Origin of the sequence: Priestia sp. 40, from assembly GCF_049368575.1 — a bacterium.
GTDB classification, from domain to species: Bacteria; Bacillota; Bacilli; order Bacillales; family Bacillaceae_H; genus Priestia; species Priestia zanthoxyli.
This window is the reverse complement of the sequence record NZ_JBMPZA010000005.1, coordinates 771,400-798,150: the sequence shown is the minus strand read 5'-3', so window position 1 is coordinate 798,150 and position 26,751 is coordinate 771,400. Positions and strand designations below refer to the sequence as shown.

At 39.4% G+C, this 26,751-nt stretch carries 23 protein-coding genes and 1 riboswitch; of the genes, 22 read left to right on the top strand and 1 reads right to left on the bottom strand.

Translation table 11 applies throughout. The features are described 5' to 3' along the window. Positions 1-26 precede the first annotated feature (26 nt). The 16 genes from rny (at position 27) to spoVK (ending at position 18,907) form a co-directional block, all read left to right on the top strand. A complete protein-coding gene (gene rny, locus ACO1DI_RS05220) occupies positions 27-1,586 on the top strand; it encodes a ribonuclease Y (RefSeq protein ID WP_013058803.1) in 1,560 nt (519 codons plus the stop codon). 81 nt (positions 1,587-1,667) lie between these two features. Continuing rightward, a complete protein-coding gene (locus ACO1DI_RS05215) occupies positions 1,668-2,465 on the top strand; it encodes a TIGR00282 family metallophosphoesterase (protein WP_423145149.1) in 798 nt (265 codons plus the stop codon). A gap of 223 nt (positions 2,466-2,688) precedes the next feature. Then, positions 2,689-2,949 (top strand): stage V sporulation protein SpoVS, encoded by a 261-nt coding sequence (spoVS, locus tag ACO1DI_RS05210; RefSeq protein ID WP_003181955.1) that lies wholly within the window; start codon positions 2,689-2,691, stop codon positions 2,947-2,949. 75 nt (positions 2,950-3,024) lie between these two features. Then, positions 3,025-3,942 (top strand): dipeptidase, encoded by a 918-nt coding sequence (locus ACO1DI_RS05205; protein WP_423145148.1) that lies wholly within the window; start codon positions 3,025-3,027, stop codon positions 3,940-3,942. A 185-nt stretch (positions 3,943-4,127) separates the two neighbouring features. Beyond that, entirely contained in the window at positions 4,128-4,304 is a 177-nt protein-coding gene (locus ACO1DI_RS05200; RefSeq protein WP_014458494.1) for a hypothetical protein, read from the top strand. 17 nt (positions 4,305-4,321) lie between these two features. Beyond that, the gene (locus ACO1DI_RS05195) at positions 4,322-6,079 is read left to right on the top strand and encodes a 2-oxoacid:acceptor oxidoreductase subunit alpha (RefSeq protein WP_423145147.1); all 1,758 of its coding nucleotides are present in this window, start codon (positions 4,322-4,324) and stop codon (positions 6,077-6,079) included. Then, a complete protein-coding gene (locus tag ACO1DI_RS05190; protein WP_013058799.1) occupies positions 6,066-6,932 on the top strand; it encodes a 2-oxoacid:ferredoxin oxidoreductase subunit beta in 867 nt (288 codons plus the stop codon). Before ACO1DI_RS05195 ends, ACO1DI_RS05190 begins: the two co-directional genes overlap by 14 nt. Positions 6,933-7,429: 497 nt before the next feature. Beyond that, a complete protein-coding gene (gene miaB / locus ACO1DI_RS05185; protein WP_025601388.1) occupies positions 7,430-8,959 on the top strand; it encodes a tRNA (N6-isopentenyl adenosine(37)-C2)-methylthiotransferase MiaB in 1,530 nt (509 codons plus the stop codon). Between the two features lies 1 nt (position 8,960). Further along, positions 8,961-9,392, top strand: coding sequence for a RicAFT regulatory complex protein RicA family protein (locus tag ACO1DI_RS05180; RefSeq protein ID WP_014458495.1), 432 nt, complete (start codon positions 8,961-8,963; stop codon positions 9,390-9,392). A gap of 225 nt (positions 9,393-9,617) precedes the next feature. Next, positions 9,618-10,163 carry an outer spore coat protein CotE gene (locus tag ACO1DI_RS05175; RefSeq protein WP_013058796.1) on the top strand — a complete coding sequence of 182 codons (546 nt, stop codon included), beginning with the start codon at positions 9,618-9,620 and terminating at the stop codon, positions 10,161-10,163. Between the two features lie 177 nt (positions 10,164-10,340). Then, positions 10,341-11,738 carry an amino acid permease gene (locus ACO1DI_RS05170; protein ID WP_014458496.1) on the top strand — a complete coding sequence of 466 codons (1,398 nt, stop codon included), beginning with the start codon at positions 10,341-10,343 and terminating at the stop codon, positions 11,736-11,738. A 163-nt stretch (positions 11,739-11,901) separates the two neighbouring features. After that, the gene (gene mutS / locus ACO1DI_RS05165) at positions 11,902-14,559 is read left to right on the top strand and encodes a DNA mismatch repair protein MutS (RefSeq protein ID WP_115654813.1); all 2,658 of its coding nucleotides are present in this window, start codon (positions 11,902-11,904) and stop codon (positions 14,557-14,559) included. Between the two features lie 18 nt (positions 14,560-14,577). Next, complete coding sequence (gene mutL, locus ACO1DI_RS05160) at positions 14,578-16,455, top strand: DNA mismatch repair endonuclease MutL (RefSeq protein WP_140451691.1); 1,878 nt, start codon at positions 14,578-14,580, stop codon at positions 16,453-16,455. A gap of 100 nt (positions 16,456-16,555) precedes the next feature. Next, positions 16,556-17,506, top strand: coding sequence for a tRNA (adenosine(37)-N6)-dimethylallyltransferase MiaA (gene miaA, locus ACO1DI_RS05155; protein WP_014458499.1), 951 nt, complete (start codon positions 16,556-16,558; stop codon positions 17,504-17,506). A gap of 32 nt (positions 17,507-17,538) precedes the next feature. Continuing rightward, entirely contained in the window at positions 17,539-17,763 is a 225-nt protein-coding gene (gene hfq, locus ACO1DI_RS05150) for an RNA chaperone Hfq (protein WP_013058791.1), read from the top strand. Positions 17,764-17,968: 205 nt separating this feature from the next. Further along, the gene (spoVK, locus tag ACO1DI_RS05145; RefSeq protein WP_223546698.1) at positions 17,969-18,907 is read left to right on the top strand and encodes a stage V sporulation protein K; all 939 of its coding nucleotides are present in this window, start codon (positions 17,969-17,971) and stop codon (positions 18,905-18,907) included. A gap of 31 nt (positions 18,908-18,938) precedes the next feature. Here the strand turns inward: spoVK and ACO1DI_RS05140 are convergent, their stop codons facing one another. Beyond that, positions 18,939-19,550: a trimeric intracellular cation channel family protein gene (locus ACO1DI_RS05140; RefSeq protein ID WP_014458501.1), complete on the bottom strand. Its 612-nt coding sequence runs from the start codon at positions 19,548-19,550 to the stop codon at positions 18,939-18,941. A gap of 289 nt (positions 19,551-19,839) precedes the next feature. On the opposite strand from ACO1DI_RS05140, the gene hflX reads away from it, so the two are divergent. The 6 genes from hflX (at position 19,840) to ACO1DI_RS05110 (ending at position 26,349) form a co-directional block, all read left to right on the top strand. Continuing rightward, positions 19,840-21,090: a GTPase HflX gene (gene hflX / locus ACO1DI_RS05135; RefSeq protein ID WP_042992422.1), complete on the top strand. Its 1,251-nt coding sequence runs from the start codon at positions 19,840-19,842 to the stop codon at positions 21,088-21,090. A gap of 14 nt (positions 21,091-21,104) precedes the next feature. Further along, positions 21,105-22,367, top strand: coding sequence for an aminotransferase class I/II-fold pyridoxal phosphate-dependent enzyme (locus ACO1DI_RS05130; protein WP_423145146.1), 1,263 nt, complete (start codon positions 21,105-21,107; stop codon positions 22,365-22,367). A gap of 182 nt (positions 22,368-22,549) precedes the next feature. Beyond that, on the top strand, positions 22,550-22,957 hold the full coding sequence (locus ACO1DI_RS05125; protein WP_014458504.1) for a MerR family transcriptional regulator: 408 nt from the start codon (positions 22,550-22,552) through the stop codon (positions 22,955-22,957). An 83-nt stretch (positions 22,958-23,040) separates the two neighbouring features. Further along, positions 23,041-24,375: a type I glutamate--ammonia ligase gene (gene glnA / locus ACO1DI_RS05120; protein WP_013084732.1), complete on the top strand. Its 1,335-nt coding sequence runs from the start codon at positions 23,041-23,043 to the stop codon at positions 24,373-24,375. Between the two features lie 621 nt (positions 24,376-24,996). Further along, complete coding sequence (locus ACO1DI_RS05115; protein ID WP_423145253.1) at positions 24,997-25,161, top strand: hypothetical protein; 165 nt, start codon at positions 24,997-24,999, stop codon at positions 25,159-25,161. Between the two features lie 147 nt (positions 25,162-25,308). Continuing rightward, positions 25,309-26,349: an N-acetylmuramoyl-L-alanine amidase gene (locus ACO1DI_RS05110; protein WP_423145145.1), complete on the top strand. Its 1,041-nt coding sequence runs from the start codon at positions 25,309-25,311 to the stop codon at positions 26,347-26,349. A 191-nt stretch (positions 26,350-26,540) separates the two neighbouring features. Next, positions 26,541-26,683: riboswitch (cyclic di-AMP (ydaO/yuaA leader) on the top strand. Positions 26,684-26,751: the final 68 nt, after the last annotated feature.

Sequence of the window (26,751 nt, the reverse complement as noted above, 5' to 3'; positions counted from 1 at the left end):
AGTTTATAGCAAGGGGAGGTGAAATGATGGATACTAATACAATCATCTTCGCTTTGCTTGGCCTAATCGTCGGTGCAGTTGTTGGCTTTTTTGTTTGTAAATCGATTGCTGAAGCTAAAATTGCGGGAGCAAAGTCTAGTGCAGAACAAATTATTGATGAAGGAACCCGCGAGGCGGAAGCTTTGAAAAAAGAAGCTTTACTAGAAGCGAAGGATGAAATCCATCAGCTTCGTACAGAGGCAGAACAAGATATTCGTGATCGTCGAGCAGAACTTCAAAAACAAGAAAATCGATTAATGCAAAAAGAGGAAAATCTTGATCGTAAAGACGAATCACTTGATAAACGTGAAGCGTTACTTGAAAAGAAAGATGATTCTCTTACTGTTAAACAACAGCATATTGAAGAGATGGAAAGCAAAGTTGAAGAAGTAGTACGTGCACAGCAAACAGAGCTAGAGCGCATTTCAAGCTTAACAAGAGAAGATGCAAGAGCGATTATTTTAGATCGTGTTGAAAATGAACTTTCCCACGACATTGCAATAATGGTAAAAGAAACAGAAAACCGTGCAAAAGAAGATGCCGATAAAAAGGCGAAAGAAATTCTTTCACTTGCTATTCAGCGTTGCGCAGCAGATCATGTTGCTGAAACGACTGTCTCAGTTGTTAACTTGCCAAATGACGAAATGAAAGGCCGAATTATCGGTCGAGAAGGTCGAAACATCCGTACGCTTGAAACTTTGACAGGAATTGATCTTATTATTGATGATACGCCAGAAGCAGTTATTTTATCAGGATTTGACCCAATTCGTCGTGAGACAGCAAGAATTGCACTTGATAAACTCGTTCAAGATGGTCGTATCCATCCCGCACGTATTGAAGAAATGGTTGAAAAATCTCGCCGTGAAGTGGACGAATATATTCGTGAAGTTGGTGAACAAACGACGTTTGAAGTCGGTGTTCACGGGTTGCACCCAGACTTGATGAAAATTCTTGGTCGCTTAAAATTCAGAACAAGCTATGGTCAAAATGTGCTGAAACATTCAATGGAAGTAGCTCATTTATCAGGACTTATGGCTGCTGAATTAGGTGAAGATGAAACGTTAGCCAAACGAGCAGGATTGTTACATGATATTGGTAAAGCAATTGATCATGAGGTAGAAGGAAGTCACGTAGAAATCGGTGTTGAATTAGCTACCAAGTATAAAGAACATCCGGTTGTTATTAACGCGATTGCTTCTCACCATGGAGATACAGAACCAACATCAATCATTGCTGTACTAGTTGCAGCAGCGGATGCATTATCTGCTGCAAGACCAGGTGCTCGCAGTGAGACGTTAGAAAACTACATTCGTCGTCTTGAAAAGTTAGAAGAAATTTCAGAGTCTTATGAAGGCGTTGAAAAATCATTTGCGATTCAAGCAGGGCGTGAAGTTCGTATTATGGTGAAACCAGATACGATTGGTGATCTAGAAGCGCATCGACTTGCTCGAGATATCCGAAAACGAATTGAAGATGAGCTGGATTATCCTGGCCACATCAAAGTAACCGTTATTCGTGAAACAAGAGCAGTAGAGTATGCAAAATAAAAATGAAGTGGCGTTTCGCCACTTTATTTTTTTTCGTAGAGATGAAGTTGCAGATTAAGAATGAAGTATAGGAGCTTTTACATGAGAATTTTATTTATTGGAGACGTAGTTGGTTCTCCGGGCCGTGAAATGGTTGAAGAATATTTACCAAGATTAAAAAGAAAATATTCTCCGGGACTTACAATTGTGAATGGAGAAAATGCTGCTTCAGGAAAAGGCATTACCGAAAAGATTTATCGTCAGTTCTTACAAGCAGGGGCTAACATTATTACCCTTGGTAACCACGCGTGGGACAAACGTGAAATTTTTGATTTTATTGACGATGCAAAAAATCTTGTTCGTCCAGCTAATTTTCCTGAAGGTACACCGGGCAAGGGAATTACGTATTTTACGTACAATCAGCTTGAGGTAGCCGTGATTAATTTACAAGGGCGCACGTTTATGGCTCCGCTTGATTGTCCATTTCAAAAAGCAGATGAACTGATTGAAGAAGCACGTCAGCGCACTCCGCTTATTTTTATTGATTTTCATGCTGAAACAACAAGTGAAAAGCAAGCGATTAGCTGGTATGTGGACGGTCGTGTCAGCGCTGTTGTCGGCACTCATACGCACGTTCAAACAGCTGACAATTGTATATTGCCAAAAGGAACAGCCTACATCTCTGACGTAGGAATGACGGGACCTTATGACGGTATTTTAGGAATGGAGCGCGAAGCTGTTATTAAGCGTTTTTTAACGTCTCTTCCTGTTCGATTTGAAGTGCCAAAAGAAGGAAGAACGCAGCTTAGTGGAATCATTATTGATATTGATCAAAAGACGGGGAAAGCAACAAAAACAGAGCGAATTTTAATCAACGAAGACCATCCGTTTTTTGAATAAAGGGAAAAAGTCAATGTGTCGAAAGACGATACGTTGGCTTTTTTATTTTGTCAAAAACGTAAAAAGAAAAAAGAAAGGTGTAGAAATATAAGTTTTTGAATATTTAGGAAAAACAAGCAGGAATACGTTTGACATATCGTGAATATAGTAACATTGAAATCAATTAAGTCATTGGTCTAATGATCTCTCATCATACATTGTAAAGAATAAGGAGGAGCTAGATATGGAAATATTAAAAGTTTCAGCAAAGTCTAATCCAAATTCAGTTGCTGGTGCCTTAGCAGGCGTGCTGCGCGAACGCGGCGCAGCAGAAATTCAAGCCATTGGGGCCGGGGCGCTTAATCAAGCAGTAAAAGCTGTAGCAATCGCAAGAGGGTTCGTTGCACCAAGTGGGGTTGATTTAATCTGCATCCCAGCTTTTACAGATATTCAAATTGATGGAGAAGAGCGAACAGCCATTAAATTAATTGTAGAGCCGCGATAATTATAAAAACCACGGACCTGTAAAGCATAGAAGCCAAACAGGTCCTTTTTGTATAGAGCTAAAGGGGTGTGGGTTGTGATATTTGATGCTCATTGTGATGTATTGATGAAGCTCTGGTTAAATAAACGTTTATCTTTTACATATGATTTAGCGCTGCATGTGACGTTAGAAGGAATAAAAAAAGCAAAAGGGAAAGTTCAGCTATTCGCTATTTATATTCCAGAAGCGGTTCCGGCAGCTCAGCGCTTTGATGTTGCGTTAGAAATGATCCAGCTGTTTCAGAGTCATATTTTATCGCTTCCCGGTGTGAAATGGGTTCGTTCAAAGCACGATATAGATAGCTTAAAAAAAGGGGAAATAGGAGCAATGCTGACGCTTGAAGGGTGCGATGCCATTGATACCAGTTTAGTTCGTTTAAAGACACTTTTTTCACTGGGTGTACGTTCAGTAGGTTTGACATGGAATTACAGCAATGCTGTGTGTGACGGTATTTTAGAACCTCGAGGCGCGGGGTTATCTTCTTTTGGAAGAAAAGTTGTTGAATTGAATAATGAACATAAAGTGTGGACGGATGTCTCTCATTTATCGGTAAGAGGTTTTTGGGATGTGATTGAGCTAGCGCAATATGTAGTGGCTACTCATTCCAATTCACACGTATTGTGTTCTCATCCCCGGAATTTAAGAGACGATCAAATTCATGCTTTAATAAAGCGAAACGGCGTGATTGGCATTACGTTTGTCCCTGAATTTTTAACGAGCTCTGCCAAAGCGCAAATAGCGGATGTGATCCGTCACCTTGATTACATGTGTGAAAGAGGAGGCGAATACTCCGTTGGTTTTGGCTCTGACTTTGACGGCATTGACAAAACGGTTCATCGTCTCGGAAGATATGAACAGTATACGAATTTAATCGAAGAACTCCTTAAGCATTACACTGAGGAGCAGGTAAAACGTTTTCTGTTTCAAAACTTTGCTGATCGTGTATGCAGCTAATAAAAAAAGAGCTTTTTCTTCTTGGAAAAGCTCTTTTTTTATGGAAGATATTTATATACTAATGCCTCATTTGAAGACAGAAAAGATCATTAAAAAACTTCATCTTATTCATTAAATATAAATATAATTAAAACGATTGAGAATTCAATGGAAAGGGTTGCATTTTTCTGGCAATCGGAATAAAATTGAAAACGGATTATGGAGCTGCTCAAGCAGAAACGTATCCTGTACAGCGACAAGGTGCTGTGGGAGTTTTGCGAATGATTTTGGTTCGTGAAATGCAGAAGCAAATGAAATCGTTTGCTAATTTACTTTTTTCAGTTTTTATCAATAAAATAGATTTCTATATTAAGAGCAATTAAAGGAGTGGCGTTGATTTATGGTACAGCAACTTTCATGGAAAGTTGGCGGACAGCAGGGTGAGGGAATCGAAAGTACGGGAGAAATCTTTTCAACCGCTTTAAATCGATTAGGTTATTACTTATACGGCTATCGTCATTTTTCTTCTCGTATCAAAGGTGGACATACAAATAATAAGATCCGAGTGAGTACAACTCAGGTTCGATCTGTGTCAGATGATTTGGATATTTTAGTTGCGTTCGATCAGGAAACAATCGATGTAAACGTCCATGAGCTGCGCGTAGGAGGCGTTGTAATTGCAGATGCGAAATTCAACCCAAGTCTGCCCGAAACATGTACAACTGCTACGCTATATGCTGTTCCGTTTACGGAAATTGCAACGGAATTAGGAACGTCGCTAATGAAGAACATGGTTGCTGTGGGCGCTTCAAGTGCTGTGCTTCATATTGACACAGAAGTATTTGAAGAAGTAGTGCTTGAAATCTTCGGCAAAAAAGGCCAAAAAGTTGTACAAAAAAACATGGAGGCTATTAAAAAAGGTGCAGATTACATTCGTGAACAGCTAGGCGAACAATTAGAAACAATGAAACTAGATCCAGCGGATGGTAAAAAACGTATGTTTATGATTGGAAACGATGCAATTGCGTTAGGTGCTTTAGCCGGTGGCGCTCGTTTTATGCCAGCATATCCAATTACTCCTGCTTCAGAAATTATGGAATACTTAATTAAAAAGCTTCCTCAATTTGGTGGAACCGTTATTCAAACAGAAGATGAAATCGCAGCATGTACGATGGCTATCGGAGCTAACTATGCAGGCGTACGTGCGCTGACTGCATCAGCTGGACCTGGTCTATCCTTAATGATGGAGTCGATTGGATTAGCGGGCATCACTGAGCAGCCTGTTGTTATTATAGATACGCAGCGCGGCGGTCCAAGTACAGGGCTTCCAACTAAGCAAGAACAGTCCGATTTAATGGCCATGATTTACGGTACGCACGGTGAAATTCCAAAGATCGTCATGGCGCCAAGTACGGTTGAAGAAGCATTCTACGATACGATTGAAGCGTTTAACTTAGCAGAAGAATATCAGTGTCCAGTTATTATGCTAACGGATTTACAGCTTTCACTTGGGAAGCAATCAGTAGAGCCGCTTGACTATAACCGCGTTGAAATCCGCCGCGGTAAGCTTCAGCAAGGAGAACTAGAAGAGCTAGAAGAAAAACAATACTACAGGCGCTACCGCGTAACAGAAGACGGCGTATCACCACGCGTCATTCCAGGAATGAAGCATGGTATTCATCACGTAACGGGAGTAGAACATGATGAGACAGGAAAGCCATCTGAATCTCCAGTGAACCGCGATGATCAAATGAATAAGCGTCTTCGTAAAACAAAAGGAATTCGTTTTAATACGCCAATTCATGTCCATTCCCATGAAAAAGAGTCTGATATTTTATTTGTTGGATTTAATTCGACGCGAGGAGTCATTGAAGAGGCAATGGAACGTTTGGAACAGGATGGTATAAAAGTCAACCATGCTCACATTCGTTTGATTCATCCTTTCCCAGCTGACGAACTGCTTCCTTACGTGCAAGGAGCTAAAAAAGTAGTCGTCGTTGAAAACAATGCTACTGGACAGCTTGCTAATATTTTAAAAATGAATATTGCAAGTCATGATAAAATTCAAAGCGTATTGAAGTATGATGGAAATCCATTTCTTCCGCAAGAAGTATACGCAAAAAGTAAGGAGATGTTTGTGTTAAATGGCAACGTTTAAAGATTTTCGTAACAGTGTAAAACCTAACTGGTGTCCGGGGTGTGGAGATTTCTCCGTACAAGCAGCCATTCAACGCGCATCTGCTAACGTAGGTTTAGAACCTCATGAGCTTGCTGTTATTTCAGGTATTGGATGTTCTGGACGTATCTCTGGTTATATTAATTCATATGGTTTTCACGGTATTCACGGACGTGCGCTTCCAATCGCTCAAGGTGTAAAAATGGCTAATCGTGACTTAACCGTTATCGCATCTGGTGGTGATGGAGATGGGTTTGCTATCGGTATGGGACACACGGTACATGCGATTCGCCGAAACATCGATGTAACGTATATCGTAATGGATAACCAAATCTATGGTTTAACAAAAGGACAAACATCTCCTCGCAGTGAAGTAGGATTCAAGACAAAAAGTACGCCTGAAGGATCAATCGAGTCGTCTTTATCTGTTATGGAGCTTGCGTTAACTTCTGGGGCAACGTTTGTGGCTCAAAGCTTTTCAACGAATTTAAAAGAGTTAACAAGCTTAATTGAACAAGGTATCCAGCATAAAGGTTTTTCTTTAATTAACGTATTTAGCCCGTGCGTAACGTATAACAAAGTGAACACGTATGATTGGTTTAAAGAAAACCTAACTAGTCTTAGCACAATTGAAGGTTATGATGCAAACAATCGTATGCAAGCTATGCAGACGTTAATGGAGCATAACGGTTTAGTAACAGGGCTTATTTATCAAAATGCGCATCAGCCGTCGTATCAGCAGCTTGTTCACGGTTATAGTGAAGAGCCGCTGTCAAAAGCGGACTTAGGCATGACTGAGGAAAAATTTGATGAGCTAGTAGCTGAATTTATGTAAAAGAGGCTGCAACAAAAGCAGTTTCGTAGAGGGGAAATCCGAACGATGAATTGCGATTCTTAATGGAGAATCCAACTCGTTCGGATTTTTTCATAGTGATAGCGAACGTAGGTTTCATGTACGCAGCTGCTTCTACCTGTTGAGTGGAGAGTAAGGTGGGGGCTCATCGGCCGCTTGCGGAAAGCGAAGTCTTGCACGGAAATCAACAGAGGTGGAATAAGCGATTTACATGAACTCTGTTATCTCATTTGTTCGTCTCTAAAATAGATTAATTTAGTTATATATCAATCTCTTTTTGTAATTTAATAAATGTTTCGAAAGTCGAACGAATTTTTAACGAAACAGGTATAGAAAACAGGTATATGATTGTGTTCGCTACTTGAAAGTTATATACTATGTTAATGTGATGAGTTTTATGCATAAGCATAAGGCTGTCACATTTTTTTGCGATTTACAGGTGCAACGTGACAATTGTCATGGCGAAAGGAGATTTTTTTATGAACGAAAAACAACGTTTAGAAAGCAACCAAGTTAATCCAGCGGACAAAAAATCCGAAAAGGATTACAGCAAATATTTTCAAACAGTATACATGCCGCCTTCTTTAAAAGATGCGAAAAAACGAGGAAAAGAAGAAGTTTCCTATCACAATGATTTTGCAATCGATGAACAGTTTCATGGAATGGGACAGGGACGTAAGTTTTATATTCGTACGTACGGCTGTCAAATGAATGAGCACGATACAGAAGTAATGGCTGGTATTTTTCTAGGCCTTGGCTACGAGCCAACTGACTCTGTTGAAGATGCTCATGTTATTTTATTGAATACGTGTGCGATCCGTGAAAATGCGGAAAATAAAGTGTTTGGTGAATTAGGACACTTGAAGGCCTTAAAGCGAGAGCGCCCTGAATTATTAATCGGCGTCTGCGGATGTATGTCTCAAGAAGAGTCAGTTGTAAATAAAATTTTACAAAAACATCAGCACGTGGATATGATTTTTGGTACACATAACATTCACCGTTTGCCTCACATTTTAAACGAAGCATACTTAGCAAAAGAAATGGTGATTGAAGTATGGTCTAAGGAAGGGGATGTTATTGAAAACCTTCCAAGAGCACGTAAAGGCAGCGTTAAAGCATGGGTTAACATCATGTACGGCTGTGACAAGTTCTGTACGTACTGTATCGTTCCATATACGCGAGGGAAAGAACGAAGCCGTCGTCCAGAAGACATTATCCAAGAAGTCCGTCATTTAGCTGCTCAAGGCTATAAAGAAATTACGCTTTTAGGCCAAAACGTTAATGCATACGGAAAAGATTTTGAAGACATGACGTACGGCTTAGGGGATTTAATGGATGAAATCCGCAAAATTGACGTTGCGCGTATTCGTTTTACAACAAGTCACCCTCGTGACTTTGATGACCGTTTAATTGAAGTTCTTGCTAAAGGCGGAAATCTTGTCGACCACATTCACTTACCTGTTCAATCAGGAAGCAGCGACATCTTAAAAATTATGGCACGAAAATATTCTCGTGAACATTATTTAGAGCTTGTTCGTAAAATTAAAGAAGCTATTCCAACAGCATCATTAACAACTGATATTATTGTTGGTTTCCCAAATGAAACGGATGAGCAGTTTGAAGAAACGATGTCATTATATCGTGAGGTTGAATTTGATAGTGCGTACACGTTTATTTACTCACCTCGTGAAGGTACTCCGGCTGCTAAGATGCAAGACAATGTACCAATGGAAGTGAAAAAAGAGCGTCTTCAGCGCTTAAATGCTCTTGTAAATGAAATTTCTGCAAAGAAATTGAAGGAATATGAAGGTAAAGTTGTCGAAGTATTAGTAGAAGGTGAAAGTAAAAATAACCCTGAAGTACTAGCAGGCTATACTGAAAAAAGTAAGCTTGTAAACTTCAAAGCACCTAAGTCAGTGATTGGTCAACTTGTAAAAGTAAAAGTTACAAAAGCCAAAACATGGACATTAAATGGGGAAATGGTAGAAGAAACAGCAGAGGTGAAGTAATATGGCGCAGTATAATAAGAGTGACGTAATTGAACGTGCTCAAGAGCTGGCAAAAATGATTGCTGAAACGGAAGAAGTAGATTTCTTCAAGCGTGCCGAAGCTCAGCTTAACGAAAACCAAAAAGTGCGTGAAACCATTGCAAGCATTAAAAGCTTGCAAAAACAAGCTGTCAATTTCCAACACTACGGTAAAGCAGAAGCGTTAAAACAAGTCGAGGCGAAAATCGATCGCTTGCAGCAAGAGCTCGATGAACTGCCGATTATTCAGCAGTTTCAAGAGTCTCAAATGAACGTGAATGATTTGCTTCAACTTGTTGCTAACACTATTTCAACCACAGTAACCGATGAGATTATTGTGTCAACAGATGGTGATTTACTGCGCGGTGAAACGGGTTCACAGGTGCGAAACAGCCCTGGGTCTAGCTGCTCATAAAGAAAAAATGCCTCAGCAATTTGCTGAGGCATTTTTTTGTGCATCACGCGGCATGAAAATTGGGCAGATTTTCTCTCTAATAATTGTCACGTTTTTCTATATCCTTGCATACAATGGAACATAGGTTTTTTATGCCTTAAACCTAGTTTCTTAAAAATAATGTGCAAACAAGTGAATGAGCCTGCATAGGATGAAATGAAGATAGTTTGAGGAGGGTATGCTCACATGTCACAACACTATAGAGAAATTATTACAAAAGCAGTCGTAGGTAAAGGTCGCAAGTTTACACAATCGTCTCATACGCTTGCACCGAAAAATCGACCAACAAGCATCTTGGGGTGCTGGGTGATTAACCATGAGTACAAAGCAAAAAAAAGCGGCAGCAATGTAGAAGTTGACGGCAGATATGATATTAACATCTGGTATTCGTACAATAATAATACAAAAACCGAAGTTTGGACGGAAACCGTATCATACAAAGATAATATTAAGCTGCGCTATAAAGATGAAGATTCGATTGGAGACGATTATGAAGTAATTGTTCGAGTGCTGCAGCAGCCAAATTGCTTAGAGTGCACAATTTCACCAAATGGTAATAAAACAATTGTTCAAGTAGAGAGAGAATTATTGGCAGAAGTGATTGGCGAAACTAAGGTTTGCGTTGCGGTGAACCCGAAAGGCTGCGATGATGAAGACGAGTTTGATTTAGACGTAGATGACGACGAATTTGAAGATTTAGATCCTGATTTTATATTAGGAGACGATGAGTAACTTAGGAAGAAGTTCTTCCTAGTTTTTTTATTTTTACTATTTTAAGAAAATTCTATAAAAACAAAAAAATATATTGCTTTTTGTCGAATAGGCAGTGTATAGTAAATCTAAAGAAAATAATGCATTAATTTTCAGAAAATTTAGTTATATCAGATAAGTATTTTTTGGGGGTTTACTATGAGCTTATTTCGTAAAAAATCAATTCAAACGTTAATTAGTGAAACCAACTCTAAAGGTGTTAAATTAAAAAAGGATTTAGGTGCTTTTGATTTAACGATGTTAGGAATTGGAGCCATTATCGGAACGGGGATTTTTGTATTAACAGGCGTAGCAGCAGCTGAACATGCCGGTCCAGCTTTAGTTATTTCCTTTATTATGTCAGGACTTGCGTGTGTGTTTGCAGCTCTTTGTTATGCAGAGTTTGCCTCAACAGTTCCCGTTTCAGGAAGTGCATACACTTACAGTTATGCAACATTCGGTGAATTAATCGCTTGGATTTTAGGGTGGGACCTGATCTTGGAATACGGTCTTGCTTCATCAGCTGTAGCCAGCGGATGGTCGGGTTATTTCCAAGGATTGTTAGCAGGATTTGGCATACATTTTCCAAAAGCTTTAACAAGTGCATACAATCCTGCAAACGGCACATATATTGATGTTCCAGCAATTATGATTGTTTTCTTAATCACATTACTTTTAACGCAAGGTGTAAAAAAATCTTCACGTTTTAATGCTATCATGGTTATTATAAAACTGGCTGTCGTGCTTCTATTTATCGTAGTAGGAGTCAGCTATGTTAAACCAGAAAACTGGACGCCGTTTATGCCGTTTGGTTTCTCAGGAGTAGCAACAGGAGCAGCAACTGTATTCTTCGCCTATATTGGGTTTGATGCTGTAGCAACAGCGGCCGAGGAAGTACGCAAGCCTCAGCGAGATATGCCGATCGGAATCATTGCATCTCTTGCGATTTGTACAGTCCTTTATATCGTCGTATCGCTTATCTTAACAGGGATCGTACCTTATACAGAATTAAATGTCAAAAACCCTGTAGCATTTGCTTTAAGCTACATTAACCAAGACTGGGTAGCAGGATTCATTTCATTAGGAGCAATTGTTGGTATTACAACGGTGTTACTCGTTATGATGTATGGACAAACTCGTTTATTCTATGCAATCAGTCGAGATGGTCTATTGCCAAAGCCTTTTTCAAAAATCAGTGAGAAAAAACAAACGCCGGTAGTAAATACGTGGATTACATGTTTACTAGTATCTATCTTCTCTGGTTTAGTACCATTAGGAAGATTGGCAGAGTTAACAAACATCGGTACTCTTTTTGCTTTCATGACCGTATCAATTGGAATTTTATATTTACGTAAATCAAAACAGACTTCAGAATCGACTGGTTTCCGCGTACCGTTTGTGCCGGTGATTCCAATTTTAGCTTTTGTGTTCTGTTTATACTTAGCACTTCAGCTTCCAAAGTTAACATGGATTAGTTTCGCAATTTGGCTTGTACTAGGGCTAGCGGTTTACTTCTTATACGGACGTAAGCACAGTCATTTAAACAGCAGTAAATAATGAAAAGCTTCGGACAAGCTTCTTCCTTTGTCCGAAGCTTTTTTATTTATGTGATGAAAAGAAATTGAAGATTGTTCTATTTGAATAAATTAAGTTTAAGAAAGACTTATGTTATAATACGTGTAGCAAAAACGCACAACTAGATGTGGTATGGAGGAATAGTATGGCAGCGTATACGCCAATGATACAGCAATATTTGAGAATTAAGGCAGAGTATCAAGATGCCTTTTTATTTTTTAGATTAGGTGATTTTTATGAAATGTTCTTTGAAGATGCTACGACAGCTTCTCAAGAACTTGAAATAACATTAACAAGTCGAGACGGAGGAGGACAAGAGAGAATTCCGATGTGCGGGGTTCCGTATCACTCTGCTCCTACGTATATCGAGCGTTTAATTGAAAAGGGATTTAAAGTAGCTATTTGTGAGCAAGTAGAAGACCCTAAGCATGCAAAAGGGGTTGTAAAGCGAGAAGTGGTGCAGGTGATTTCACCCGGAACACTGATGAACGAACGCGGACTGCATGAAAAGGAAAATAACTATATTTGTTCTGTTACTGCGTTCGAGGATCAAACGTTTGGTCTTGCTCTTTCTGATTTGTCTACGGGAGAAAACAGCGTAACGCTTGTTAGTTCGTTTCACGATATCGTCTCAGAGATTTATGCAAAAGAAGCAAAAGAAGTCGTTGTAAGCTCTGAGTTTCCTGCTGACTTATTACAAACACTAAAAGAGCGCATGACGATTACAATTTCTTATGAGAATAGTACAGAGCAAGTAGAAGGGCTAGATTATTTAGTAGAGTCGCTTCAGCAGCAAAAGCTTATTACAACGTTTGCGCGTATTCTTCAGTATTTAACTCGCACGCAGAAGCGTTCGCTTGAACATTTACAGCCCGTGCAGTTTTATCAAATCAATGAATATATGAAAATTGATTTGTTCTCTAAGCGAAACTTAGAGTTAACCGAAACAATTCGTTCAAAAGGAAAGAAAGGCTCGCTTCTATGGTTATTAGATCAGACCGTTACGGCAATGGGCGGCCGTTTATTAAAAAATTGGATTGACCGTCCACTTTTAAAACAAGCGGATATTGATAATCGTTTGAATATGGTAGATGTCTTAATGAAACAGTTTTTTGAACGAGAAGAACTGCGTGAGTTGTTAAAAGACGTATATGATTTAGAACGCTTAGCTGGTCGAGTAGCTTTTGGTAATGTAAATGCTCGTGATTTAATTCAATTAAAAAAATCATTGCAAAATGTGCCTCATATTCAAGAGGTTGTGAATCGTTTGAATCATCCTTATGCCACAAAGCTTGTTGAAGACATTGATCCTTGTGAGCGATTAGCTAATCTTCTTGAAAGAGGATTAAAAGAGCACCCTCCTTTGTCAATTAAAGAAGGAGACATTATTAATGACGGCTATCATGAACAGCTTGATCAATACCGAGATGCAAGCCGAAACGGAAAAACGTGGATTGCGTCACTTGAACAGCAAGAGCGTGAGAAAACTGGGATTCGCTCACTGAAAATTGGTTATAATCGCGTGTTCGGCTATTATATAGAAGTAACACGGGCAAATCTGCATCTTTTGCCTGAAGGAATGTATGAACGAAAACAGACGTTAACCAATGCAGAGCGTTTTATTACGCCTGAGCTGAAAGAAAAAGAAGCGCTGATTTTAGAAGCGGAAGAGAAAATTGTAGAGCTGGAATATGAATTGTTTTTACAAATTCGTGAAGAAGTAAAAGCATATATTCCAAGGCTGCAAGAACTCGCTAAAAAAGTAAGTGAGCTTGACGTACTGCAGTGCTTTGCAAAAATCAGTGAAGAACGTCATTACACAAAGCCTATTTTTTCAAGTGAAGATATTTCGATTCAAAATGGACGTCATCCAGTAGTAGAAAAAGTAATGAATTCACAGGAATATGTGCCAAACGACTGTCAAATGACGGATGATAGTTCAATTTTACTGATTACAGGACCGAATATGTCTGGTAAAAGTACGTATATGCGTCAGGTCGCTTTAACGGCGATATTAGCTCAAATTGGCTGTTTTGTGCCAGCAGACGAAGCCGTTCTGCCGATTTTTGATCAAGTGTTTACACGTATCGGAGCAGCCGATGACTTAATTTCAGGTCAAAGTACATTTATGGTCGAGATGCTAGAAACGAAAAATGCAGTGACAAATGCCACTCAGTCGAGTCTAATTCTGTTAGATGAAATTGGACGCGGCACGTCTACGTATGACGGAATGGCTCTTGCTCAAGCAATTATTGAATACGTTCATGAACATATTGGCTGTAAGACCCTATTTTCTACTCATTATCATGAATTAACCGTACTCGATGAGTCGCTTCCTGCGCTTAAAAATGTTCATGTAAGCGCGGTTGAAAAAAATGGGAAAGTCGTCTTTTTACACAAAATCAAAGATGGTGCCGCAGATAAAAGTTATGGTATTCACGTAGCGGAACTAGCGGAACTTCCAGATCCGCTTCTAGAGCGAGCTCGCGTCATCTTACACGATTTAGAACAATCTTCTGAGCGTGAACCTGTACATCAGGCTCCAAAAAGAGAAGAGATGACACAACAAGTTCCACAAGAAGGTGCTTCTTTGGTTCAAGAAGAACGTGCAGATAATAAAAAAGCAGATGAAGCCAATCAGCTTTCGTTCTTTGAAATAGAAGAGAAAAAAGAAAAGCCTGCGCTTTCGAAACGGGAAAAAGCAATTATAGATCGTTTAAAAGAGCTGGATATTTTAGAAATGACGCCTTTAGACGCAATGAATGCGATGTATGAACTGCAAAAATCATTAAAGAAGAAATAGATTGAGAGGAGTGAGTCTGTGGGTAAAATTGTGCAGCTTTCAGACGAACTTTCAAATAAAATTGCTGCCGGAGAGGTTGTTGAACGACCTGCTTCGGTGGTGAAAGAACTAGTCGAAAATGCTATTGATGCAAACAGTACAGTTATTGAAATTGAGCTAGAAGAAGCTGGACTTTCAAAAATTCGGATATTGGATAATGGAGACGGCATTGCTTCGGAAGACTGCTTGACCGCTTTTAAAAGACATGCGACAAGTAAAATCAAAACAGAACAAGATTTATTTCGAATTCGAACGTTAGGATTTCGCGGTGAAGCTTTGCCAAGTATTGCTTCGGTTTCAATGCTTGAACTTAAAACGAGTACGGGAGAAGAAGCCGGCACTCATCTTAAACTCAGAGGCGGAGAAATCGTTCATCACGAATTAACGTCAAGCCGAAAAGGTACCGAACTTGTTATTGAAAACTTATTTTTCAACACACCTGCACGTTTAAAATATATGAAGACGGTAAACACGGAGCTTGGTAACGTAACGGATGTCGTCAATCGTCTTGCGATGTCTCATCCTGAAGTTTCAATTAGGTTGATGCATCAAGGAAGACAGCTTCTGTATACAAACGGGAGCGGAGATGTGCGCCAAGTGCTTGCCGCTATTTATGGAATGGCAGTAGCCAAAAAAATGATTCCGATTAATGTTCAGTCACTTGATTATGAAGTGAATGGTTACGTTGCTCTTCCTGAAATTACAAGAGCTTCTCGTAACTATATGTCCACCATTATTAACGGTCGGTTTGTTAAAAACTACGGGCTGTTAAAAGCGGTACAGCAGGGCTATCATACCCTTTTACCAATCGGCCGTTTTCCAATCGTGTTTTTAACCATTACAATGGACCCTTTATTAGTGGACGTGAATGTTCATCCAGCGAAACTAGAAGTGCGTTTAAGTAAAGAAGCGGAGCTGTTTGAGCTTATTGAACAAGGAGTGAAAGCTGCTTTTAAAAAGCAGCAGTTAATTCCGGATGCTGTAGTGCCAACTAAGTCAAAATCAGCTGTTCAGCCAACTGAGCAGCAGACCTTTACATTTGATCATCAGTCTAAACCATCTGGCTATCAGCCGTCTGATACGGTTCGCGAGCCTAGCTTTAAGGAGGCTCCTGCTCGTGTAGACGAGATCATGCCGCCTGTTAAAACAGAGGTCATACGCCAAGATGAAGAACTTGAACCAACGTTTCGAGAAATAGAACACTATGAAGAATCAGTGGAAGAAAATGTCCCTATTCTAGAACCAACCCGTTCAGCCAAAGAGCAGCCAGAACCGCGTGTTCCTGCGATGTACCCAATTGGCCAAATGCACGGAACGTATATTTTGGCACAAAATGAAAAAGGATTATTTATTATTGATCAGCACGCGGCGCAGGAGAGAATTAAGTACGAATATTTTAAGCGAAAGCTTGGAGAAGTAGATTCAGAAGTTCAAGAACTGCTTATGCCGCTTACGCTAGAGTTCTCGGGAAATGAAGCCTTGATTTTAGAAGAATACAAAGACATGCTTGCTGAAGTAGGAGTCTTTTTAGAACCGTTTGGACAAAACTCCTATATAGTTCGTTCACATCCGCAGTGGTTTCCAAAAGGAGAGGAACAGGAAACCATTGAAGAAATGATTCAGCAAATCTTTACGATGAAAAGAGTCAATATCGAAAAGTTACGAGAAGAAGCGGCTATTATGATGAGCTGTAAAGGATCGATTAAAGCGAATCATCATTTGCGAAACGATGAGATTTTTGCTTTACTTGAAACGTTGAGAAAAACAACAGATCCATTTACGTGTCCGCACGGACGACCAATTATTATTCATCACTCGACGTATGAAATGGAAAAAATGTTTAAGCGAGTGATGTAGGCAATGCGGCTAGCTGCAGCTAGCCGTTTTGTTGAATAAATCATGGCCATTTGGATAAAATGGAATGATGTGAATGCCTATAGATGAAAGTAGTGTTGTTATGACGGGAGAGAAACCAAAACTTATTGTCATTATTGGACCAACTGCGGTTGGTAAAACAAAATTGAGCATTGAACTTGCCAAACAGTTAGACGGAGAAATTATTTCAGGTGATTCCATGCAAATTTATAAAGGGATGGATATCGGAACAGCAAAGGTGTCAGAAGAAGAGATGCAGGGTGTTCCCCATTACCTGATCGATATTAAGGAACCAGATGAATCGTTTTCTGTGGCAGAATTTCAAGAGATTGTAAGAAAACAAATCGATGATATTCACGCTAGAGGAAAAATGCCGATGATTGTTGGAGGGACGGGTCTTTATATTCAATCCGTTATTTATGATTATCAGTTCACAGAAACTCCTAGTGATGAAAAAGTTCGTGAACGAATGGAAGTATTCATTAAAGCTCATGGCATTGACCCCCTGTATGAAAAGCTAAAAGAGATTGACCCAGACAGTGCAGCTGCTATCCATAAAAACAATCATCGCCGTGTAATCAGAGCCCTTGAAGTTTATGAAGTAACCGGCAAGAAATTCAGTGACTATACAAAAGAACAGTCGCAAGAGTTATTATATGACGTAAGCATTATTGGACTTACAATGGATAGAGACGTATTATATGAGAGAATTAATCACCGAGTCGATATGATGATGCAGGCTGGACTGCTTGAGGAAGTCAAATCATTGTACGAAAGTGGTCTTCATGATGTACAATCAATTCAAGCTATCGGCTACAAAGAGCTCTATGCTTATTTCGAGGGACGCTGTACGCTCGAAGAAGCCGTTGAACAGTTGAAACAAAATTCACGCAGATATGCAAAGCGTCAGTTAACGTGGTTTCGAAATAAAATGCCTGTAAAATGGATAGAGATGGAAGTTGACAAATTTCCCGAAAAGTTTGCTGAAATTTTTACATATATTGCAGGAAAGCTGAAGAAAGAAGCGAATTAAGTAAACAGATAGAGAAACGAGGAGGCCGAATAATGAAACAATCAGTTAATATTCAAGACCAATTTTTAAATCAATTACGTAAAGAAAATATCTATGTGACGGTATTTCTTTTAAATGGTTTTCAGTTAAGAGGACTAATTAAAGGATTTGATAATTTTACTGTGCTAATTGAATCTGAAGGAAAACAACAGCTGATTTATAAACATGCTATTTCGACATTTGTACCAAATAAAAATATTACAGTAGAACTTGAATAGAGATTAAAGAGAAGCATCCGCATATTCGGATGCTTTTTTTATGCAAATAAAGGCTTAGAAAAGTTTCTTAACATTGTTTTTACTCATTGAACATAAACCTTATAATAGACGATTATTTCTTCGGTAATAAGAGATCATTGTCTTCGTATCGTTCATCGCATGCAGCTATGCGATACAGAGAAGTGGGATGAAACGAGAGGTGAACATGGTGGAACAGCCGATAACTCTTAAAAATAATGGGCAAATTAATATCATTTTAAATAATGAAACAAAAAAGGAAAAATCGTATACGACATCAATTCCGCGTCCTGCCAAAAAAGCTGTGATAAATCATGAGCCGCTTCGGGAAATTGAACGAGAAATGAGCGGACTGGTTGGAATGGAAGAATTGAAAAAAATGATAAAAGAAATATATGCGTGGTTATATATTAACAAAAAAAGAGAGGAACAGGGCTTAAAAGCGGGAAAGCAGGCGCTGCATATGATGTTTAAAGGAAATCCAGGAACAGGGAAAACGACGGTAGCCCGCCTGCTAGGTAAATTATTTTTGAATATGAACATCTTGTCTAAAGGACATTTAATTGAAGCAGAGCGGGCAGATTTAGTTGGAGAATACATTGGTCATACCGCTCAGAAAACGAGAGATCTTGTAAAAAAAGCGCTTGGAGGTATTCTATTTATCGATGAGGCTTATTCTCTTGCAAGAGGGGGAGAAAAAGATTTTGGAAAAGAAGCGATTGATACATTGGTCAAACATATGGAAGATTCAAATGATAAGTTTGTATTGATTTTAGCTGGTTATCCAAGAGAAATGGAAAATTTCTTAAGTCTTAATCCAGGGCTGCGCTCTAGGTTTCCGTTTATTTTTGATTTTCCGGATTATGATGTCAATGAACTGATGGACATTGCGGGTCACATGATGAATGACAGGCAGTATCAGTTTAGTACAGAGGCCTATAAAAAGCTAAAAGATCATTTCATGGACGTAAAGTATAATCAGACGCCTAGGGATTTTAGTAACGGTAGATATGTGCGAAACATTATTGAACGTTCCATACGCACTCAATCCATGAGGCTTTTAGAAGAAGAAAGCTTTGAGCGCAACGAGCTTCTAACTTTAACGTCAAGTGATATTCAGCTGTGAAAAAAAGCCTTTCGTCATGAAAGGCTTTTTTCTATATATTTGGTTGTCGAATCGTTTTAATCGGCAGGCGCCATTTGTAAATATATGAACACATCCGAAGACCTACAAGTAAGATAAATAGCGTATAAAGTTCTACAGGCGTGTTTGTAATATGCAGCCCTACGCTAAATCCTGCGATAATCGCCCATACCGCATAAATTTCATCTTTAAGAACAGTAGGCTTTCGGCGTGCTAATAAATCTCGGATAATCCCCCCGCCGCTTCCTGTTAAGACCGCAGCTACAATAACCGCGCTAAGCGGATGGTTCATATGAGTGGCATAAAGCGCTCCTTGAATCGCGAATGCTGCAAGGCCAATGGCGTCCGAAAAGTTTCCCCATCGCTTCCAATGTTTTAAGATATTGTTTGGAAATAAAAAAGTGGCAGTGATAGATAATAAAGCAATCTGAAAAAAGAGTCCTTGTTCCCAAAGGGCAGACACCGGTACACCGATAAGCAGGTTTCGAATGGCTCCTCCGCCAAAAGCCGTTACGATTCCCAGTATGTAAACGCCTAAAATATCATACTCCTCTTCCATGGCAATGAAAGCTCCGCTGATTGCAAAGGCAATCGTTCCAATAATGCTAAGTACGTCCCAAGTCATGATGCTATCCCCTTTATTCTGTTTTCACCAAGTAGCGACTATTATTTTAAAATCAGGCAGCCTGATTCAAATTTCGATAAGTAAACCAATTCAAATTGTATACAGAATTTCGTGATATTTCAATGGTTTTTTAATCATCGTTTTATAGATTTTAAAAAGGGTGTTAAACTAGTAAAAGACAATGTATTCTGTCTCTTTTGCAAAGATGGAGAAATGGACATTTTTTTGATATGATATGAATGATTTGTCAATTTAATAGTAAGGGAAGGAAAAATCTTTGACAGCAGAAATGAATACTGAACTTGAACGCGTAATTTTAGTCGGATGTCAGCTTCATGACGATGACGAACGTTTTGAATATTCAATGGATGAGCTAGCATCTTTAACTGAGACTGCAAAAGGCGAAGTGCTGGTAAGGTTAACGCAAAAGCGCGATCGCATTCATCCAGCTACTTATATTGGAAAAGGGAAAGTAGAAGAACTTGTGGCTCTTGAAGAAGAGTTAGAGCCTGATTTAATTGTATTTAATGATGAATTGTCACCGAGTCAAATCCGCAATTTGTCAGCAGGGTTATCTGCGCGTGTTATTGACCGCACGCAGCTGATTTTGGATATCTTCGCACAGCGTGCTCAAACGCGAGAAGGAAAAATGCAGGTGGAACTTGCTCAATTAAATTATCTGCTGCCTAGGTTAGTAGGACAAGGTACCGCTTTGTCGCGTCTTGGAGGCGGAATTGGAACAAGAGGTCCTGGTGAAACGAAACTTGAAAGTGACCGCAGACATATTCGCCGTAAAATTGATGAAATTAAGCGTCAGTTAAAGACAGTGGTAAGTCACCGCGAACGTTATCGAGAAAGACGTAAGCGTAATCATGTCTATCAAATTGCAATTGTGGGCTATACGAACGCTGGTAAATCGACGATCTTTAACCGCTTAACAGAAGCTGGTATTTTTGAAGAAAATCAGCTGTTTGCAACTCTTGATCCAACCACAAGACAGTATACGCTTCCGTCAGGATTAACGGCTCTGTTAACGGATACGGTTGGATTTATTCAAGATCTTCCAACAACGTTAGTAGCCGCGTTCCGTTCAACACTTGAAGAAGTAACCGAAGCTGACCTTGTTCTGCACGTGGTAGATTCATCTAATCCAGATTACAACAACCACGAAAAAACAGTGCATCGCTTACTAGAAGAGCTGAACGTAACGGACATTCCGATGCTGACAGTTTATAATAAAGAAGATATGCAACATGAACTATTTGTCCCATCCGCTTCAACATCGTTATCAATGAGCGCTTTTAAAGCCGCTGATTTAGTGAAGCTTGGGGAAAGAATTCAAGAAGAAATGAAAAAAGAAATGGCGTTTTTTCATGTGCTGCTGCCGGCTTATGAAGGGAAAATGCTCGCTGAACTCAAAACAGTCTCTATTGTTGAGTCGTTAAAATTCAATGAAGAAACTGAGAAGTATCAGTGCAAAGGGTATATTGCAAAAGAACACCCCCTTTACAAAAAGCTACAAACGCTTGAAGAAAGTTGAGGAACAAAGAAATGATGTTTGATCAGTTAAAAAACGGGGCACGCATTCGAGAACTTGCTGAAAAAGTAGAAAAGCAGATTAAGCCCGTGCATGAGAAAATTGACGAGCGTATTGAAGCAAATCAGTTTCGGGTGCTGCAAAGCTTTCAGCAAAATCGAGTGAGTGATTCACATTTTAATCCGACAACGGGGTATGGATACGACGATCTAGGCCGCGATACGTTGGAGAAAGTATACTCGGACGTTTTTGGAACAGAAGCTTGCCTGGTGCGTCCGCAAATTATTTCAGGTACGCACGCAATTGGCATATCGCTGTTTGGTGTACTGCGTCCTGGAGATGAACTATTATATATAACGGGAAAGCCTTATGACACCCTTGAAGAAATTGTTGGTATACGAGGAAGCGGCGTAGGCTCTTTAAAAGAATATAATATTAGCTATAAATCAGTAGATTTAACAGCGCAAGGTCAAGTGGATTTTGAAGAAGTGAAAGCGTCTATTCATGAGCATACAAAGATGATAGGTATTCAGCGTTCAAAAGGTTACGGCATTCGTCCTTCTTTTACAGTCGCGCAAATAAAAGAAATGATTTCGTTTGTAAAGAGCATTAAGCCTGACGTTGTTGTATTTGTTGACAACTGCTACGGTGAATTTGTAGAAACAATGGAACCGACGCATGTAGGAGCAGATTTGATGGCGGGGTCGCTTATTAAGAACCCTGGCGGAGGTCTTGCTAAAATCGGTGGCTATATTGCAGGACGAAAAGACCTAGTGGAAGCTTGTTCATACCGAATGACAACTCCTGGAATCGGTGCAGAAGCTGGAGCGACGCTTTATAGCTTACAAGAAATGTATCAAGGGTTCTTCTTGGCGCCGCACGTAGTAGGTCAAGCATTAAAAGGAGCGGTTTTCTCATCCGCTATGTTTGAAGAGCTTGGTATGCAAAGTGAACCGAAGTGGGACAGTGAACGAACAGATTTAATTCAATCCGTTCAGTTTGATGACCGCGATAAAATGGTTGCTTTTTGTCAGGCAATTCAATTCGCTTCGCCAATTAATTCACACGTAACGGCGTATCCTGCTTATATGCCAGGGTACGAAGATGATGTGATTATGGCAGCTGGAACGTTTATACAAGGAGCAAGCCTCGAGCTTACGGCAGATGGACCTATTAGGCCGCCTTATGTCGCTTACGTGCAGGGCGGGTTAACGTATGCTCACGTAAAAGTAGCAATATGCATGGCGGTAGATCAATTGCTGACAAAAGAACTTTTATAAGATAGAAAGATTATTTCTCCCCGTTAAGAAGGAAAAAAATAAGCTATAAAAATAAACGAAGTGCTATTTATTTGTATAGAAAAAATGTTCAGAAAAATTTATGTTAGAATTACTAACATTCGGTTGACAGGTGAACTAACATAGCATACAATGTAAATAGTTAATCCAAAGGAGGAACTGAAATGAGTGACAACATTCGAAGAAATACGCCACTTTTCCCGATTGGAATTGTGATGCAGTTAACTGAGTTGTCGGCTCGCCAAATTCGCTACTATGAAGAACATGAATTAGTTGCACCAGTAAGAACAGAGGGAAATCGACGATTATTCTCATTTAACGATGTTGATAAGCTGCTTGAAATCCGTGATCTGATTGAACAAGGTGTAAACTTAGCAGGTGTAAAACAGCTGTTTCATCTTCAAAAGGAGCAAAAAGGGCATAAGCAAGAAGAAAAAGTTGTGGCAGAAACAGCAAAGCCAGAATTAACGGACGATGAGTTGCGAAAAATGCTTCGTGCAGAACTTATGCAAGCAGGCCGTTTTAATCGAGCAACTTTAAATCAAGGAGATATGTCCAGGTTCTTTCATTAATAAAGTTATCAATATTTATGCCGTTCGTATATGAGGGGTATAGATTATAAATATTATATAGAGATTTAGGGGAGGATCACACGATGGCAAAGTACACAAAAGAAGATATTTTCCGCAAAGTTCAAGAAGAGAATGTAAAGTATATTCGTCTTCAGTTCACTGACATTTTAGGAACAATTAAAAACGTTGAAATTCCAGTAAGTCAATTAGAAAAAGCGTTAGACAACAAAATGATGTTTGACGGTTCTTCTATTGAAGGGTTTGTACGTATTGAAGAATCAGATATGTACCTATTCCCGGATATTGATACATTTGTTATTTTCCCTTGGACATCTGAAAAAGGTAAAGTAGCACGTTTTATTTGTGACATCTACAATGCAGATAGAACTCCGTTTGATGGCGATCCACGTAATAACTTAAAACGTGTGTTAAAAGAGATGGAAGAGTTAGGATTTACTGATTTTAACCTTGGACCTGAGCCAGAGTTCTTCTTATTCAAATTAGACGAAAAAGGCGAACCTACATTAGAATTAAATGATAAAGGTGGCTACTTCGACTTAGCGCCAACTGACCTTGGTGAAAACTGCCGTCGTGACATCGTATTAGAGCTTGAAGAAATGGGCTTTGAAATTGAAGCATCTCACCATGAGGTAGCTCCTGGACAACACGAGATTGACTTCAAATATGCTGCTGCATTAAAAGCTTGTGATGATATCCAAACGTTCAAACTTGTTGTAAAAACAATTGCACGTAAACATGGCTTACATGCTACATTTATGCCAAAACCATTATTTGGTGTGAATGGTTCAGGTATGCACTGTAACGTTTCATTATTTAAAGATGGTCAAAACGCATTTTATGATGAAAACGGTAATCTAGAGCTAAGTGATACTGCTCGTCAATTTATCGCAGGTATCATCAAGCACGCACACAGCTTTACAGCAGTAACAAATCCTACTGTAAACTCTTATAAGCGTCTAGTGCCTGGATATGAGGCTCCTTGTTATGTTGCTTGGTCTGCTCGCAACCGTAGCCCATTAATCCGTATCCCAGCTTCTCGCGGCGTAGGAACTCGTGTTGAAGTACGTAGCGTAGACCCAGCTGCTAACCCATATTTAGCAATGGCTGTTCTATTAAAAGCTGGTTTAGATGGAATCAAGAACAACCTTGAAGCTCCAAAACCTATCGATCGCAATATCTATGTAATGACAAAAGAAGAGCGTGTTGAAGAAGGTATCGTAGATTTACCTGCAACATTAGCTCAAGCTTTAGATAGCTTCCAATCAAACGAAGTTATGGTTTCTGCATTAGGTGAACACTTAGCAGAGCACTTCGTTGAAGCGAAAGAAATCGAATGGGATATGTTCCGTACACAAGTTCATCCTTGGGAACGTGACCAATACATGAGCCAATATTAATTCCTAAAAGGCCGAGAGATCGTTTATACGTTCTCTCGGCCTTTTTTGTTTTTCAAAATAAATAATATTCTGCACGCGTATATTAGATATTGAACTAATCTATTCTATTCATAAAACAAGTATAGCTACCTGTCGTACAATTTACGGGAGGCTTTTTTATTGTTTTGTTAGATACAGGAAAGAATTTGGTTATATAAATTAAAAAGGATAAGCTTTTTGTCTCATTGAATCTATATGTAAAAGTAGTGTATAACAGATAGAGAGATTGTTTATGTGTTCACTCTGCACTTCAGTATAACTTCAGAGAATTTTCAGCCAGGCGTAGTGTCATTAGAAAATACTGTTGGAGAGGAATGGAATGAAAATGCAAGAAGGAAATTTTTTTAAAGGTTTAGTAATAGGCATATTAATAAGCATTCCAATTTGGATTATTCTCATTGTTATAGGCGTTCTGCTTTTTAAATAGGTCCTAACGTTATAAATAATAGAACCTCCTGATCTATACTTTAATCAACCAGAATAGAAGCTGGACCAAAAGTATGTTAGGGGGAGGGAAGATCCGCACGATGAATTGTGCGGATTTTTTTATTGGTAGGGTGAACGTAGATTTCATCTATTTAGTTGCTTCTAGCAGTTGATTGGAGGGCAGGCGAAGACTCCTGCGGGAAAAGCGGAATAGGTGAAGACCCCGCAGGAGCGCAAGCGACGAGGAGGCTCACCAGCCGCCCGTGGAAAGCGAAGCCTTGCACGGAAATCAACAGCGATGTAACAAGCCATCCATACTAGCACATTTATCCCATTTGTTCGTTTTTAGGTTGAAGTGATTTCGTTATGTCGCAATCTCCTTTTTTAGTAATTTCTCACTAAGTAGGCTAGTATACGTAGCACTTTTTTCCCTCATGCATATGTTAACAATAAGGAGGGACAAGTAATATGAAAAAAATCTATCTTGATGCAGGACATGGTGGGGCAGATGCAGGAGCAGTTGGAGCAAACGGACTGTATGAAAAAAACTTAGTTTTGAAAATTCAACAATATTTAATAAGCTATTTAAATAGCACGTACAGTGATTTTACGATTAAAACTACCCGTACCACAGACACTTTTTTATCGTTATCTCAACGCGCTTCTCAAGCTAATTCGTGGGGTGCAGATGCATTTATGTCTATTCACGTAAATGCCGGTGGAGGGACAGGATACGAAGATTATGTTTATAGAAGCGCTAGCAATGCTAGTAAAACGTTTCAATCGATTGTGCACGGCCAAGTACAGGCAACGCTGCTGTCGTATAATCATCCGAATCGCGGACGAAAATCAGCCAATTATGCGGTGCTTCGCTTAACAAATATGCCTGCAGTACTAACTGAAATAGCTTTTATTGATAGGAGCGCCAATGCAGCACTTCTTCAAAATGAAGCTTTTTTAAAAAGCATGGGTGAATCGTATGCAAAAGGAATTGCCGTATATTTAAATTTACCTCGTCGTGCAGTTCCAAATCCATCGCCATCTCCAACACCGACACCAAATCCATCACCTTCTGAACCAGGTGAAAAAACGTATACAATTAAGCAAGGAGATACGCTGTACAGTATTGCACAGAAGTACGGCATAACAGTACAGGAGCTTCAAGAAGCGAATACAGGGCTTTCTGATCCTTTAACACTACAGGTTGGAAAAACAATTGTTATTCCTTCAGGAACTTCACCAACACCTACTCCAACACCACCTTCTGAACAATATCCACTTCCCAATGGAATGTTAAAACAAGGCGATTCTGGAGAAGCTGTGAAACAGCTTCAAAGAGCATTAAACGCGGTTAATTTTAAAGTAGGGTCAGTAGACGGAATATATGGAGTACAAACGAAAGATGCAGTCAGACGTTTTCAGCTTGTGTATCTTCCTTATGATGTAGATGGCATTTATGGTCCTCAAACGAAAAACAAGCTAGCAGCCGTTTTAAAAGCAAAAAGTTAACGTAAGAAGGTCTTCTGTAAGCAGACAGAAGGCCTTTTGTTTTCCCCTTAAAAGCACCTTAAGCACTATTTTATGGTTTACGTAAAATAATGCTTTACAAACCATTTGTACGGGAGTATATTATCTAAGAACAAAGGATAGTTATGAACGAAACTTGTTATCGATCATACTCTTTAACCGAAAATTATATTGACCTGTTATCGCTTAATTCGTCAGAAGTGGGGGACCCAAATTTGTGCATTGTCACTTGGGGTGAATCCTTTTTTTAAAAGGTAGGGCTACTCTCATAGCCCGAATCCGACAGCTAACCCCATAAGCGTTTTAGAGAGGAGGTTTAAGCTGTGTAAAAACGCTGAGAACCCTTAGTGTTTTTTTTGTGCGCTTTTTTAACATAAAAAGGCA

Excerpts from the sequence above, each read along its gene's own strand:
- rny (WP_013058803.1), top strand. The coding sequence starts at position 27 with ATGGATACTAATACAATCATCTTCGCTTTGCTTGGCCTAATCGTCGGT.
- ACO1DI_RS05215 (WP_423145149.1), top strand. The coding sequence starts at position 1,668 with ATGAGAATTTTATTTATTGGAGACGTAGTTGGTTCTCCGGGCCGTGAA.
- spoVS (WP_003181955.1), top strand. The coding sequence starts at position 2,689 with ATGGAAATATTAAAAGTTTCAGCAAAGTCTAATCCAAATTCAGTTGCT.
- ACO1DI_RS05195 (WP_423145147.1), top strand. The coding sequence starts at position 4,322 with ATGGTACAGCAACTTTCATGGAAAGTTGGCGGACAGCAGGGTGAGGGA.
- ACO1DI_RS05190 (WP_013058799.1), top strand. The coding sequence starts at position 6,066 with ATGGCAACGTTTAAAGATTTTCGTAACAGTGTAAAACCTAACTGGTGT.
- miaB (WP_025601388.1), top strand. The coding sequence starts at position 7,430 with ATGAACGAAAAACAACGTTTAGAAAGCAACCAAGTTAATCCAGCGGAC.
- ACO1DI_RS05180 (WP_014458495.1), top strand. The coding sequence starts at position 8,961 with ATGGCGCAGTATAATAAGAGTGACGTAATTGAACGTGCTCAAGAGCTG.
- ACO1DI_RS05175 (WP_013058796.1), top strand. The coding sequence starts at position 9,618 with ATGTCACAACACTATAGAGAAATTATTACAAAAGCAGTCGTAGGTAAA.
- ACO1DI_RS05170 (WP_014458496.1), top strand. The coding sequence starts at position 10,341 with ATGAGCTTATTTCGTAAAAAATCAATTCAAACGTTAATTAGTGAAACC.
- mutS (WP_115654813.1), top strand. The coding sequence starts at position 11,902 with ATGGCAGCGTATACGCCAATGATACAGCAATATTTGAGAATTAAGGCA.
- miaA (WP_014458499.1), top strand. The coding sequence starts at position 16,556 with ATGACGGGAGAGAAACCAAAACTTATTGTCATTATTGGACCAACTGCG.
- hfq (WP_013058791.1), top strand. The coding sequence starts at position 17,539 with ATGAAACAATCAGTTAATATTCAAGACCAATTTTTAAATCAATTACGT.
- spoVK (WP_223546698.1), top strand. The coding sequence starts at position 17,969 with ATGGTGGAACAGCCGATAACTCTTAAAAATAATGGGCAAATTAATATC.
- ACO1DI_RS05140 (WP_014458501.1), bottom strand. The coding sequence starts at position 19,550 with ATGACTTGGGACGTACTTAGCATTATTGGAACGATTGCCTTTGCAATC.
- hflX (WP_042992422.1), top strand. The coding sequence starts at position 19,840 with ATGAATACTGAACTTGAACGCGTAATTTTAGTCGGATGTCAGCTTCAT.
- ACO1DI_RS05130 (WP_423145146.1), top strand. The coding sequence starts at position 21,105 with ATGTTTGATCAGTTAAAAAACGGGGCACGCATTCGAGAACTTGCTGAA.
- ACO1DI_RS05125 (WP_014458504.1), top strand. The coding sequence starts at position 22,550 with ATGAGTGACAACATTCGAAGAAATACGCCACTTTTCCCGATTGGAATT.
- glnA (WP_013084732.1), top strand. The coding sequence starts at position 23,041 with ATGGCAAAGTACACAAAAGAAGATATTTTCCGCAAAGTTCAAGAAGAG.
- ACO1DI_RS05110 (WP_423145145.1), top strand. The coding sequence starts at position 25,309 with ATGAAAAAAATCTATCTTGATGCAGGACATGGTGGGGCAGATGCAGGA.